The organism is Micromonospora sp. NPDC001898, from assembly GCF_042891255.1.
GTDB lineage: Bacteria > Actinomycetota > Actinomycetes > Mycobacteriales > Micromonosporaceae > Micromonospora.
Genome location: NZ_JBIATC010000011.1, coordinates 150,209 through 163,277 on the forward strand (window position 1 = coordinate 150,209; position 13,069 = coordinate 163,277).

The following is a 13,069-nucleotide window of genomic DNA, read 5'->3' on the forward strand; positions in this document are numbered from 1 at the left end:
CACCCCGTGTCGGGGGTACCGGCGCACCCCGTGTCGGGGGTACCGGCGCACCCCGTGTCGGGGGTACCGGCGCACCCCGTGTCGGGGGTACCGGCGTACCCCGTCTCCGGGCCGCCCGGGCGGCCGGTGTCGCCCGCCGGGTCGGGGTCCGTCCCCGCGGTGGACGTGCGGGTCGGGCAGGACCGGTGGGGCGTCGCCCCGACCGACGGGGCGGCCGGCGTCGCCGACCCGGAGCGGGCGCTCGCGGCGTTGCGGTGGCGCCTGCACCCGGAGACCTTGCGGGAGGAGACCGACGATCCGGGGCGGTTGCGTGCGGTGCGGGACGGGCTGACCGCCAAGCTGGCCGCCGCCCTGGACAACCGGTCCCGGGCCCGGCTGCTCAGCCTGCGGGCCGTCGCGTCCCGGATCCTCGGCGACCTCGACGACGCGCTCGACGACGCCCGGCTCGCCCTGACCTACGCCGAGACCACCGGCGAGTTGCGGCGGACCGCGCTGGCGCGGGCTCGGCTGGCCCACGTGCTGCGCTGGCGGGGCGAGTTCGCCGAGGCTGACCGGCTGTTCGCCGAGGCCAACTCGACCGAGCTGCCCGACCGGCTGCGCGCGGCCCTGCATGAGCACGCCGGGCGGAGCAGTTACGACCAGGGCCGGTTGATCGAGGCGTGTCACCACTTCGAGCGGGCGCTGGACCTGCACCGGACGGCCGACGCCGAGCTGACCGGCCGGACCCGGGTGGCCCTCGACGCCGTCGCCGAGCGGGCCGGCCGGGACGGCTTCGGCCCGTACCCGCGCAGCCGGGACGAGATCCTGCACACCGGCCGGCCGCCGGTGCCCACGTACGACGAGGACCTGGACCGGTGGGGGTACGCCGACGCCGACGGCAACCTGGTCGTCGGCACCGACCACGTTGAGGTGCAGCCGTTCCGGGAGGGGATGGCCTGGGTACGCCGCCCGGAGGGCGCCCGCTGGGCGCTGATCGACGAGGCCGGGCACACCCTGATCCCGGCGAACAACGGCTACCGCGCGGTCGGCTCGTTCTCCGACGGCCTGGCCTGGGTCTCGATGGACGGCACCGGCGACTGGATGGCGATCGACCCGTCCAACATCGTGGTTATCCCGCCGGGCTTCGACGACGTACGCCCGTTCCGGCGCGGCGTGGCGGCGGTCCGGGCCGACGGCGGTTGGGGAGCCGTCGACCGGGCCGGCGCGGTGGTCGTGCCGACCCGGTACCACGGCCTCACCACGGCGCTCGCCGACGGACGCTACGTCGACGGCTTCACCGACGAGGGCCTGGCCGTGGTGGAGCTGAACGGCCGACACGGGGTGGTGGACCGGACCGGCCGGATGGTCGTGGCGCCGACGCACCCCGCGCTGGTCGTGCACCCGGTCGCGTTCCTGGTCGGCGATGGCGCCGGCCGCTGGGGCGCGCTCGACCGGCGGGGCGAGCCGTTGCTCGACCCGGTGCACCCGAGCCGGGACCGGGTGGTGGAGCAGATCGAGCGGCTCCTGGCCGACACCAGCCCGCTGGTGTGACCGTGCCGGTGCGCCGGCCCGCCGGCAGGTGACCCTGATCCGACCGGGCTAGGGTCGGAGCATGGAATTCCGACACCTGGGCCGCTCAGGCCTGCTGGTCAGCGAGATCTCTTACGGCAACTGGATCACCCACGGCTCGCAGGTCGAGGAGGACGCGGCGACCGCCTGCGTCCGGGCCGCGCTGGAGACGGGCATCACCACCTTCGACACCGCCGACGTGTACGCCGGCACGAAGGCCGAGGAGGTGCTCGGGCGGGCCCTCAAGGGCGAGCGCCGCGAGGGTCTGGAGATCTTCACCAAGGTCTACTGGCCGACCGGCCCGGGCCGCAACGACCGCGGCCTGTCCCGCAAGCACATCATGGAGTCGGTCAACGGCTCGCTGCGTCGGTTGCAGACCGACTACGTGGACCTCTACCAGGCCCATCGGTACGACCACAGCACGCCGCTGGAGGAGACGATGGAGGCCTTCGCCGACGTCGTGCACTCCGGCAAGGCGCACTACATCGGCGTCTCCGAGTGGAGTGCGTCGGAGATCCGTGCGGCCCACCGGCTCGCCCGCGAGCTGCGCGTCCCGCTGGTCTCCAACCAGCCGCAGTACTCGATCCTGTGGCGGGTCATCGAGGCCGAGGTGGTCCCGACCAGCGAGGAGCTGGGCCTCGGGCAGATCGTCTGGTCGCCGATGGCCCAGGGCGCGCTCTCCGGCAAGTACCTCCCGGGCCAGCCGCCGCCGGCCGGCTCCCGGGCCACCGACGAGAAGTCCGGGGCGAGCTTCATCGCCAAGTTCCTCACCGACGACGTGCTGACCCGGGTGCAGCAGCTCAAGCCGCTGGCCGAGCAGGCCGGGCTGACCATGCCGCAGCTCGCCATCGCCTGGGTGCTGCAGAACCCGAACGTCTCCTCGGCGATCATCGGCGCGTCCCGCCCTGAGCAGGTGCGCGACAACGTCAAGGCGGCCGGCGTGAAGCTGGACGAGGGCCTGCTGAAGGCGATCGACGACATCTTCGACCCGATCGTCGAGCGCGACCCGGCGAAGACCCAGTCCCCGCCCCAGCGGCCGTGACCCTCGGGTCCGGCCGACGCGGGTGCGCCGGCCGGACCCGGATCAGCCGCGCTCAGCCCCGGATCAGCCGCGCTCGGCCCCGGATCAGCCGCGCCAGAAGCGGATCAGCTCCAGGCCGGCGGCGTAGAGCCACGGTGGCAGGCCGAGCAGGTTCGCCACGGCGAAGACCGCGTCGAAGAACCAGCCGCCGATGCGCGGGTTCCACAGCAGCGCGAAGAGCAGGATGAACCCGTACGGGGCGAACAGGTCGTACATCCGCCGCCACTGGGGGTTCAGCCACGGCTGGATCATGTTGCCGCCGTCCAGGCCGGGCACGGGCAGCAGGTTCAACACGCTGGCGGTGAGCTGGAGGAACGCCAGCAGCGCCAGCCCGGCCCAGAACTCCACCGGCCCACCCCCGCCGAACCCGATCCGCAGCACGGCCACCAGCAGCAGGGTGAACAGCACGTTGGTGGCCGGCCCGGCGAGGCTGACCAGGGTGTGCCGCAGCCGCCCCGGGATGGCGTGCCGGTCCACCCACACCGCGCCGCCGGGCAGGCCGATCCCGCCGAGCAGCACCACCACCACCGGCAGCACGATCGACAGCAGGGGGTGGGTGTACTTGAACGGGTTGAGCGTCAGGTAACCCCGGTGCGCGACGCTACGGTCCCCGGCCCGGTACGCGACCACGGCATGGGCGTACTCGTGCAGGCAGAGCGACACCAGCCAGCCCGAGACGACGAGCAGGAACACGTCGAACCGGACGTTACCGATCCGGTTCCAGGTCAGCACGGCGCTGGTCACGAACAGCGCGACCAGCGCCAGGAACACCGGGCTGGGCCGGAACGCCGCCCGGGGCACGCCGAGCACGAGCGGCTCGCCGCCGTCCGGACGATCCGACACCATCACTCGGCCGGGGGTTGCAGGCTCATCCGGTAGTCGACCCGGTCGTCCTCGACGAGCACGACCGAGGTGACGCCGGACGCCGCGAGCTCCCGCCAGGCCTGGCCGATCCACGACTCGGCGTCCGCCTGGTTCCCGAACGTCTCCGTCGACCCTTCGGCCGCCTCGCCGTTCGCGCCCTCGTACCGCCAGCTCCACGCCATGCCGCGTCTCCCCTCGCCGCTGAAGTCCCCTGTGACGAACCCCGCAAGCGTAGTCGGCCGCGGCGTCGGACGGCCCGACGCTCCACCCGGGGTCCGCGACCGGCCCCGGCGGGCGGCGGACCGGACCTGCATGCGGTGGGGCGGCGCGATCGGCGGGGTCGGCTACGGCAGCCCCTTCGAGCACCGCGGGTGAGCCGGGCCGGCGGGCGGCGCGGCGTCCGGCGGCTTTAAGGTACGGACATGTCCGTTGACGGGTGGAACACGGTCCTGGTGCTCGGCGGTATCCGCTCCGGCAAGTCCGAGTTCGCGGAGTCGCTGGTGGCCGACGCGCCCACGGTGCGTTACGTGGCGACGTCGGCGTCCGGCGATCCGGAGGACGTCGAGTGGGCGGCCCGGCTGGAGGCGCACCGGAGCCGCCGCCCGGGGAGCTGGACCACCGAGGAGACCGCCGACGACCCGCGTCGGCTGGCCGACGTCGTCTCCTCGGCCGGGCCGAACGACACGCTGCTCGTCGACGACCTCGGCGGCTGGGTGACGGTGTTGCTCGACCCGGCCCACCAGCCGGCGGACGACACGGCGACCATCGCCGAGCTGGCTGCGGCGCTCCGCGACTGCCCGGCACGGGTGGTCCTGGTCAGCCCCGAGGTGGGGCTGTCGCTGGTGCCCACCACCCCGCTGGGCCGGGCGTTCACCGACGCCCTCGGGGTGGCCAACCGGGCCGTCGCCGACGCGTGCGACGCGGTGGTCCTGGTGGTCGCCGGCCAGGCGTGCTGGTTGAAGCCCTCCGCCGTCCCGCGCGCCACCGCCACCGTCCCGGCGCAGGCCGGGCAGGGCGCGCAGGCCGCGCCGGTGACGTGGACCGGGGACTCGTCCGCGCCTTCGGAACCGGCCGCCGCCCGGCCCGGCGACGGCGAGCGGGAGGCCACGCTGCCGGAGGTGCTCACCCCGACCGCCCCGCCGGAGCCGGTCGGCGCGCCCTGGTCGGCACCCACCATGGCGCTGCCGGTGGTCGCCACGGGCCTGGTCATCCAGGCCGGCATGGAACTGCCCCTGCCCGACGAGTACGCCGGGCCGCGGGCGTCGGAGCGGCTCGCCACCCTGGACGTGCCCGGCGCCGGGCTGGGCGTGCTGGAACGGGTGGTCGGCTTCGCCGCCGCCACCCAGGGCACCGCCACCCCGGTGCCCTGGGGCACCGTGCGGGTGCTGCTGCTGCACGGCGACCACGCCGGGGGCGCCGCCGCCGGCTCCGTGCCCGGCGAGTCGGCCCGGCTGGCCGCGCAGGCCCGCGCCGGCCAGGGCGTGCTGGTCCGGCTGGCCGCCGAGAGCGGCGCCAGCCTCCAGGTGGTGGACGCACCGGCGGCCGAGCCGATGGAGAGCGTTGCGGCGCTGGACCACGAGACGGTGGAGAAGGCCCTGCGGTACGGCTGGCGGCTGGCCGAGGAGGCCGCCGACGCGGGCGTGCAGCTACTGGTGCTGGCGTCGTGCGGGGCCGGGGCCGACGCCGCCGCAGCGGCGGTGCTCGCGGCGACCGCCGGCGCGGAGCCGCCAGCCGTGCTCGGCCGGGTGGTGACGGCGAACGGCGAGATCGACGACGCGGCCTGGATGCGGCGCTGCGCGGCGGTCCGGGACGCGATGCACCGGACCCGGCGCTCCCACCGGAACGCCAAGGACGTGCTGGCCGAGCTGGCCGGCGGGGACATCACGGTGGCCACCGGCGTGCTGCTCGGCGCGACCGCCCGCCGGATCCCGGTGCTGCTGGACGGCCCGGTCGGCCTGGCCGCCGGAATGGTCAGCCGGGACCTGGCCGGGCAGGCCCGGCACTGGTGCCTGCTCGCCGACTGCGGCGGCCACCCGGCGGTCCGGCTCGCCGCCGACGTGCTGGGGCTGACCCCACTGCTGGACCTGCGCCTCGACCTGGGCGAGGGTGCCAACGCGCTGGCCGCGCTGCCGCTGCTGCGCTCGGTGCTGTCGCTGGCCGCCGCGCTGCCCACCCGCCCGGATCCCGCCCGCCCCGGTCCCGGTGGCGAGGAGCCCGGCCGCGATGGCGACGGCGGGGACGACCCGGGCGACGGGGAGCCCGACTTCCGCGAGCCGGAGCCCGCCGGCCCGGGCCCGGCCACCCCCGAACCGACCGGCCCCGAACCGACCGAACCCGGACCGACCGAACCCGGACCCACCGGCCCCGGACCGGCCGCCACCGGACCGGCCGCCACCGGGCCCGCCGCCACCGGACCCGCCGCCACCGGACCGGACCAGCCGGCCCAGCCGGACCCGGCCGGCTGGCGTGCCGGCTGAACCCGACGACCGGACCGGGCACGCCGGGCCGGCCGGACGAAGGCACGGCGACGGCGTCCGGCTCGCGCTCACCACGTTCACCGTCCTGCCGGTACGCCCCGGCCGGGTGGACCGGGCCACGGCGGGCGCCGCGATGGCGCTGGCCCCGGCGGTCGGCGCGCTGCTCGGGGCGGTACTGGCCGGGACTCTGCTGCTCCTCGCCGTCGTCGCCGCACCGCTGGTCGCGGCGGGGGTGACGGTCACGGTGGGCGCCCTGCTCACCCGAGGGCTGCACCTCGACGGGCTGGCCGACACCGTGGACGCGCTCGGGTCGTACCGGCGTGGGGCGGCGGCGCTGGAGATCATGAAGAAGCCGGACGTCGGCCCGTTCGGGGTGGCCGCGCTGGTGGTCGTACTGCTGGTGCAGGCGGCGGCGCTCGCGGAACTGGCGGGCCGGTCGTGGCCGGCGGCGCTCGCGGCGGTGGTGACGGCGACGGCGGCCGGCCGGCTCGGGGTCACCCTGGCCTGCCGGCGCGGGGTGCCGGCGGCCCGGCCGGACGGGCTGGGCGCGCTGGTCGCCGGCACCGTCGGCCCGGTCGCGGCGGCGCTCGGCACGGCCGCCGTCGCGGTCGTCGCGGTCGCCGCCGTGCCGGGCCGCCCGTGGCAGGGCCCGCTCGTCGTGCTCGCCGCCGTCGCCGTCGCGGCCCCGCTGCTGCGCCACGTGGTACGCCGCCTCGGCGGGATCACCGGCGACGTGCTCGGCGCCGCCGTGGAGCTGGTCACCACGCTGGTCTACCTGGGTCTGGTGCTGACCCGCTGATCCGGGCCCGCCGGGCCGGGTAGCGTTCGGGCGACAGGCCGGCGCGGGGAGACGGGGGACCCACATGCTCATCACCGACGACTTCCTGCCCGTCCCGGTCCCCGAGTCACTCAGCGCCACCTACCTGGTGCCGATGGCGGGGCTGCCGAGGGTCAGCGCGAAGACCGCCGTGCGGGCGCTGGCCGGCCGGCTCGCCGAGCCGGTGCACGGGCTGGCCACCCAGATGCTGGACAGCCCGCTGATGAGCGTGGACACCCGGCCGATCTCCGAGTTCCCCGCGCTGCCGCCGGACCTGCTCGCCGCGTTCGGGGCGACCGGGGCGCAGCTCGACCGGCTCGCCGCGGCCACCCACCTGGTGGTGGTGCAGGCGGAGTACCGGCCGGGCTGGCCGCCCGCGCACGAGTGGGCGGCCCGGGCGGTGGCCGCCGCGGTCGCCGAGACCGTCGGCGGCGACGTGGTGGACGTCTTCGGCCTCCAGTTCCTCGACCCGGCGGCGGCGCTTCGTTCGCTGCCCGACGAGCAGGGCCGGATCCGGCTGGTCGACTGGGTGCTGGTGCCGTACTCCTCGGACGCCGACGGGCTGTGGTTCACCACCAAGGGGCTGCGCCGGTTCGGGCTGCTGGAGTTGCAGACCCAGGGGGTGCCCGACCACCTCACCAGGGCCTGGGGCGCGGTGATGACCGGGGCGGCCCGGCGGCTGCTGCGGGACTGGACCGACGGGCTGGCCGGCGAGGAGGTGCCGGCGTTCGTGCAGCTTCCGGTGCTCGCCACGATCACCGGGCACGACATCGCGGTGGCGTACGGCAATCCGGAGCAGCACGGGGCGACCGCGCCGGTGCTGCTGCGTCTGGAGCTGGACCCGGCCACGGACCCGGAGGCCGACTCGTTCCTGAGCCTGCGCCCGCCGTCGGGGCACCCGGGGCCGGCGGGAAGGTACTTCGCGGCGGCCTGCGCCACCCTGTTCAACGGCATCCAGCCGGACAAACGCTACGCCCGCCGGGGCGACGCGATGAGCACGGCGATCGCCACCGCCCGGGCCGGCCTGGACGACATCCGGGCCCGGTTCCTGGCCGATGGGCTGCCCGACGAGTCACAGCTCGTGGTCAAGTACGGCCTGCCGGCCGACGAGGGCCCCGAGTACGTCTGGGCAGGGGTGACCTCGTGGGAGTCCCCGGAGCGGATCGTCGGGGCCAGCGTCACCGACGCCGACACCGACCCCACGGTCCGCATCGGCTCCCCCGTGACGATCGAGGCGGCGGACGTCGTCGACTGGGCGGTACTCGACGGCACCGGCGTGACCGAGGGCGGCTGGACCCAGGCAGTCCTGGACGCCGACGACAACCGCCCCGCCTGACCCCGCCCCCTTGAACGTCGGGGGCGGGGCCGGGCGGGGCGGGGTGGGTCAGCGGACTGAGGGGGTTACGAAAGGGGGGCGGGCGAGGCGCATGGGGGCGCGGCGACCGCGGATGTCGACCTCGACCGTGTCGCCGTCAGCGAGGGCGGCGGACGTGTCGAGCAGGGCCAGGGCGATGCCCTGCTTGCGGGTCGGCGAGAAGGTGCCACTGGTCACCGTGCCGACCTGCGTGTCGCCGGCGTACACCGCCATGCCGGGGCGCGGGATGGCCCGGTCGACCGCCTCCAGGCCGCGCAGCGTACGCGCCGGACCGGCGGCCTTCTCGGCGCGCAGCACGTCGCGGCCCCAGAACGCCGGCTTGTCCCAGCCGACCGCCCAGCCCGAGCGCGCCTGCACCGGGGTGATCTTCGGCGACAGGTCCTGCCCGTGCAGCGGGTACCCCATCTCGGTGCGCAGGGTGTCCCGCGCCGCCAGCCCGCAGGCCCGCAGCTCGTACGCCTCGCCCGCGGCGAAGATCGCGTCCCAGACCGCGACGGCGTGCTCGGCCGGCACCACCAGCTCGTAGCCCAGCTCGCCCGTGTAGCCGGTGCGGCACACCACCAGGTCCGCGCCGGCCAAGGTGGCGGCGCGGAAGCTCATGTAGCCGTGGTCGGTGGGCAGGTCCAGCGCGCCGAGCAGCTCCGCCGAGCGCGGCCCCTGCACGGCGAGCACCGCGTACGCCTCGTGCTCGTCGGTGACGACCAGCCCCTGCGGCGCGGCGGCCCGCAGGCGGCGCACCACCTCGGCCGTGTTCGCGGCGTTCGGGATCAGGAAGACGTGGTCCTCGGCGTGCAGGTAGGCAATGATGTCGTCGATCACGCCACCCGTCGCGTCGTCGCAGCAGAGCGTGTACTGCGCCTGGCCGGGGCCGATCCGGCCGAGGTCGTTGCTGAGGCAGGCGTTGACGAAGTCCGCCGCCCCGGGCCCGACCACCCGGGCCTTGCCCAGGTGCGACACGTCGAACACCCCGACCCCGGTACGGACCGCCGCGTGTTCCTTGAGCACTCCGCCGCCGGCGTACTCCAGCGGCATCTCCCAGCCGCCGAACAGGGCGAACTTGGCACCGAGGGCGGTGTGCCGCCCATGCAACGGGGAACGGCGCGGCCGGGTCGCGGCGGCGTCGGAGGTCACGTCGGTCATGGGTGGCAACTTACCGGTGCCTTAACGGCTGGTTAGCATCGGCGGGAGCCCGCCGGAGCAGTTCGGTGGGACAGCCCCAATCGTCCGGCGGTAGGTTACCGCCGGAGACCTTCATCGCCGGTACGCGACGACGCGGCCGGCCCGGCCCGCCCGGAGTAGCTTCAGTGACATCGCCCAGCACCACCATCAGCCTGGTCGACACCGACCCCGCCGAGCTCGCCGTCGACGCGATCGTGATCGGCCTGCACAGCCAGACCGGAGAGCAGGACATCGCCGGTCCGGCCGGTGCGCTGCTGCTCGCCAGCGGTGCCGAGAGCATCGCCGCCGCCTTCGACGGCAAGCTGACCGAGACGCTGGCGCTGCTCGGCGCGACCGGCGCCCCGGGCGAGGTGATCAAGCTGGCCACCCTGGGCACCATCACCGCCCCGGTCGTCGCCGCGGTCGGGCTCGGCGCGGAGCCGACCGGCGCCGCCCCGGCGCCGGAGACGCTGCGCCGGGCCGCCGGCTCGGTGGTCCGGGCCCTGGCCGGGGCGCGCCGGGTGGCGCTGACCCTGCCGCTGCCCGACGACGCCGACGCCCCCGCCGCGCTGCGCGCGGTCGCCGAGGGCGCGCTGCTCGGCTCGTACCGCTTCGCCGGGTACAAGACCCGGCCGCAGCCGGCCCGGCGTGAGCCGGTGGCCGAGGTGCTGATCGCCGTCCCGGAGGCCGGCGACGCGACCGCCCAGGCGGAGGTCGAGCGGGCGCAGGCGGTGGCCGGCGCGGTCCGGCTGACCCGGGACTGGGTGAACACCGCCCCGAACATGCTGCGCCCGCCGGCGTTCGCCGACGTGGTGGCCGAGGCCGCGCGGGCTGCCGGGCTCGGCGTCGAGGTGCTCGACGAGGAGGCCCTGGCGGCCGGCGGCTACGGCGGCATCATCGCCGTCGGCCAGGGCTCCGAGGCCCCGCCGCGCCTGGTCAAGCTGACCTACACGCCGGAGGGTGGCGGCACCGGCAAGCGGGTGGCGCTGGTCGGCAAGGGCATCACCTTCGACACCGGCGGCATCTCGATCAAGCCGGCCCAGGGCATGTGGGAGATGAAGTCCGACATGGGTGGCGCGGCTGCGGTCGGCGCGGCCATGCTGGCGATCGCCGCGCTCAAGCCGGCGGTCGCGGTGACCGGGTACCTGCCGATGGCCGAGAACATGCCGTCGGGCACGAGCTACCGGCCGGGCGACGTGATCACCATGTACAACGGCAAGAAGGTCGAGGTGCTCAACACCGACGCCGAGGGCCGGATGGTCCTGGGCGACGCCCTCGCCCGGGCCTGCGAGGACGGCGCCGACTACCTGTTCGAGACCTCCACCCTCACCGGCGGTCAGGTGATCTCGCTGGGCAAGCGGATCGCCGGGGTGATGGGCAGCCCGGAGCTGTGCGAGCGGGTCCGGGTGGCCGGCGACGCCGTCGGCGAGCCGGCCTGGCCGATGCCGCTACCGGACGACGTGCGTAAGGGCATGGACTCCGACGTCGCCGACATCTCGCAGGTCAACGCCGGGATGGACCGGGCGGGTCACATGCTCCAGGGCGGGGTGTTCCTGCGCGAGTTCGTCACCGACGAGGTGGCCTGGGCGCACATCGACATCGCCGGCCCCAGCTACCACTCGGGCGAGCCGACCGGCTACTGGACCAAGGGCGGCACCGGCGTCCCGGTCCGCACCCTGATCCACCTGGTCGAGGACGTCGCCACCAACGGCTGACCTCCCGCACACGTAAAGAGTGGCCATTCCGCGCGGAGTGGCCACTCTTTGCGGGAAGGAGGGCCAGCGGGGGTCAGGGAAGGTGGGGGCGGCGTTTGCGGCGTTCGTTGTAGTCGCGCATGCGCTGTGGGTAGCCCATCAGGCGGACGTCGTAGATCGGGATGGCCAGCTTGTGGGCGAAGCGGCGGGCCCCCTCGGGGCCGTCGACGCGGCGGCGGGTCCACTCCCCGTCGTCGGCGATGAGGATCACCGTGGTCTCGGTGACGGTGGTCCGCGGCTCGATGAACGCCTCGACGCCCCGCCTGGTTCGGACGAAGTTCTCCAGGTGTTCGAGATCGGCGCGGTCGGGCGCGCGATCGCGGCCCGCCGGGTGCGCCTGCTTGCGTCGTCGGAACAGCGCCACCGACCGTCTCCCCCGTGTCCGTCATCGAAACCGGTGCCAAGCGTACGTGTCGGTGACGTGTCGTTGGGCACCTCACTACGCGGCCGATGGGCGGTGGTGACAAGATGACCGAGGTGGGGACTGCCCATGCCACCCCGCCGTGACCCCCGATGCAGTGACGCGAACTGGGAGTTGGACGTGAGCGAGCCGAACGACGCAACCTTCGACATCGTCATCCTCGGAGGTGGCAGCGGCGGCTACGCGGCGGCGCTGCGCGCCGCCCAACTGGACCTGTCGGTCGCGCTGGTCGAGAAGGGCAAGCTCGGCGGGACCTGCCTGCACAACGGCTGCATCCCGACGAAGGCCCTGCTGCACGCCGCCGAGATCGCCGACCAGACCCGCGAGTCCGAGCAGTTCGGCGTGAAGGCCGAGTTGGTGGGCGTCGACATGGCGGGTGTCAACTCGTACAAGGACGGCGTGATCTCCCGGCTGTACAAGGGCCTCCAGGGCCTGGTGGGCAGCGCCAAGAACATCACCTTCGTCGCGGGTGCCGGCAAGCTGGTCGCCCCGAACGCCGTCGAGGTCGACGGCAAGCGCTACACCGGCCGCAACGTCGTGCTGGCCTCCGGCTCGTACGCGAAGAGCCTGCCCGGCCTGGAGGTCGACGGCGAGAAGATCATCACCAGCGACCACGCGCTGAACCTCGACCGGGTCCCCTCCTCGGCGATCGTGCTGGGCGGTGGCGTGATCGGCGTCGAGTTCGCCAGCGTGTGGAAGTCCTTCGGCGTGGACGTGACGATCATCGAGGCGCTGCCCCGGCTGGTCGCCGCCGAGGACGAGGAGTCGTCGAAGGCGCTGGAGCGGGCCTTCCGCAAGCGGAAGATCAACTTCAAGGTCGGCAAGCCGTTCGAGAAGGTCGAGAAGACCGACAAGGGCGTCAAGGTCACCATCGCCGGCGGCGAGACCATCGAGGCCGAGCTGCTGCTGGTCGCCGTCGGCCGCGGCCCGAACACCGCCGACCTCGGGTACGAGGAGCAGGGCGTCAAGACCGACCGCGGCTACGTGCTGACCGACGAGCGGCTGCGCACCGGCGTGCCGAACGTGTACGCCGTCGGCGACATCGTGCCCGGCCTCCAGCTCGCCCACCGCGGCTTCCAGCAGGGCATCTTCGTCGCCGAGGAGATCGCCGGCCAGAACCCGGCCGTGATCGACGAGGCCGGCATCCCGCGGGTCACCTACTGCGACCCGGAGCTGGCGTCGGTCGGCCTCACCGAGGCGAAGGCCAAGGAGCAGTACGGCGCCGACAAGGTCAAGACGTACAACTACAACCTGGGCGGCAACGGCAAGAGCCAGATCCTCAAGACCGCCGGCTTCGTGAAGCTGGTACGGGTCGAGGACGGCCCCGTCGTCGGCGTACACATGGTCGGCGCCCGGGTCGGCGAGCTGGTCGGCGAGGCGCAGCTCATCTACAACTGGGAGGCCTACCCGGCCGAGGTGGCGCAGCTCGTGCACGCCCACCCGACCCAGGGCGAGGCCCTGGGCGAGGCGCACCTCGCCCTCGCCGGCAAGCCGCTGCACGCGCACGCCTGATCGAGAACTGATTCCGCGGCGTCCGGCGGCAGACGGGCGAAATCGCACCAGGGGAATGAAGG

General features: G+C 74.6%; 11 protein-coding genes. 7 read left to right on the forward strand and 4 right to left on the reverse strand.

The window, feature by feature from the left end:
• Positions 1–1,530 (forward strand): WG repeat-containing protein (locus tag ACFYZF_RS22245; protein ID WP_387023643.1); only part of this gene is annotated, 1,530 nt, incomplete at its 5' end.
• A 61-nt stretch (positions 1,531–1,591) separates the two neighbouring features.
• Entirely contained in the window at positions 1,592–2,590 is a 999-nt protein-coding gene (locus tag ACFYZF_RS22250; protein WP_387023645.1) for an aldo/keto reductase family protein, read from the forward strand.
• A gap of 84 nt (positions 2,591–2,674) precedes the next feature.
• On the opposite strand, the gene ACFYZF_RS22255 is transcribed toward ACFYZF_RS22250, so the two are convergent.
• Positions 2,675–3,475: a site-2 protease family protein gene (locus ACFYZF_RS22255; protein WP_387023720.1), complete on the reverse strand. Its 801-nt coding sequence runs from the start codon at positions 3,473–3,475 to the stop codon at positions 2,675–2,677.
• Positions 3,475–3,675 (reverse strand): hypothetical protein, encoded by a 201-nt coding sequence (locus tag ACFYZF_RS22260; RefSeq protein WP_387023647.1) that lies wholly within the window; start codon positions 3,673–3,675, stop codon positions 3,475–3,477. Before ACFYZF_RS22260 ends, ACFYZF_RS22255 begins: the two co-directional genes overlap by 1 nt.
• 240 nt (positions 3,676–3,915) lie before the next feature.
• Between ACFYZF_RS22260 and ACFYZF_RS22265 the strand changes: the two genes are divergently transcribed.
• From ACFYZF_RS22265 to ACFYZF_RS22275, 3 genes are all read left to right on the forward strand, one after another.
• Positions 3,916–5,970 carry a bifunctional adenosylcobinamide kinase/adenosylcobinamide-phosphate guanylyltransferase gene (locus tag ACFYZF_RS22265; protein ID WP_387023649.1) on the forward strand — a complete coding sequence of 685 codons (2,055 nt, stop codon included), beginning with the start codon at positions 3,916–3,918 and terminating at the stop codon, positions 5,968–5,970.
• Complete coding sequence (locus ACFYZF_RS22270; RefSeq protein WP_387023651.1) at positions 5,960–6,769, forward strand: adenosylcobinamide-GDP ribazoletransferase; 810 nt, start codon at positions 5,960–5,962, stop codon at positions 6,767–6,769. The genes ACFYZF_RS22265 and ACFYZF_RS22270 overlap by 11 nt, the downstream gene beginning before the upstream one ends.
• A 64-nt stretch (positions 6,770–6,833) precedes the next feature.
• Entirely contained in the window at positions 6,834–8,123 is a 1,290-nt protein-coding gene (locus tag ACFYZF_RS22275; RefSeq protein WP_387023653.1) for a DUF2314 domain-containing protein, read from the forward strand.
• Positions 8,124–8,171: 48 nt separating this feature from the next.
• Here the strand turns inward: ACFYZF_RS22275 and gcvT are convergent, their stop codons facing one another.
• The gene (gene gcvT, locus ACFYZF_RS22280; RefSeq protein WP_387023655.1) at positions 8,172–9,302 is read right to left on the reverse strand and encodes a glycine cleavage system aminomethyltransferase GcvT; all 1,131 of its coding nucleotides are present in this window, start codon (positions 9,300–9,302) and stop codon (positions 8,172–8,174) included.
• 164 nt (positions 9,303–9,466) lie between these two features.
• Between gcvT and ACFYZF_RS22285 the strand changes: the two genes are divergently transcribed.
• On the forward strand, positions 9,467–11,035 hold the full coding sequence (locus ACFYZF_RS22285) for a leucyl aminopeptidase (protein WP_387023657.1): 1,569 nt from the start codon (positions 9,467–9,469) through the stop codon (positions 11,033–11,035).
• Positions 11,036–11,108: 73 nt separating this feature from the next.
• On the opposite strand, the gene ACFYZF_RS22290 is transcribed toward ACFYZF_RS22285, so the two are convergent.
• The gene (locus ACFYZF_RS22290) at positions 11,109–11,438 is read right to left on the reverse strand and encodes a hypothetical protein (RefSeq protein ID WP_387023659.1); all 330 of its coding nucleotides are present in this window, start codon (positions 11,436–11,438) and stop codon (positions 11,109–11,111) included.
• A gap of 126 nt (positions 11,439–11,564) precedes the next feature.
• Between ACFYZF_RS22290 and lpdA the strand changes: the two genes are divergently transcribed.
• On the forward strand, positions 11,565–13,007 hold the full coding sequence (gene lpdA, locus ACFYZF_RS22295; RefSeq protein WP_387023661.1) for a dihydrolipoyl dehydrogenase: 1,443 nt from the start codon (positions 11,565–11,567) through the stop codon (positions 13,005–13,007).
• The last annotated feature ends 62 nt before the right edge of the window (positions 13,008–13,069 follow it).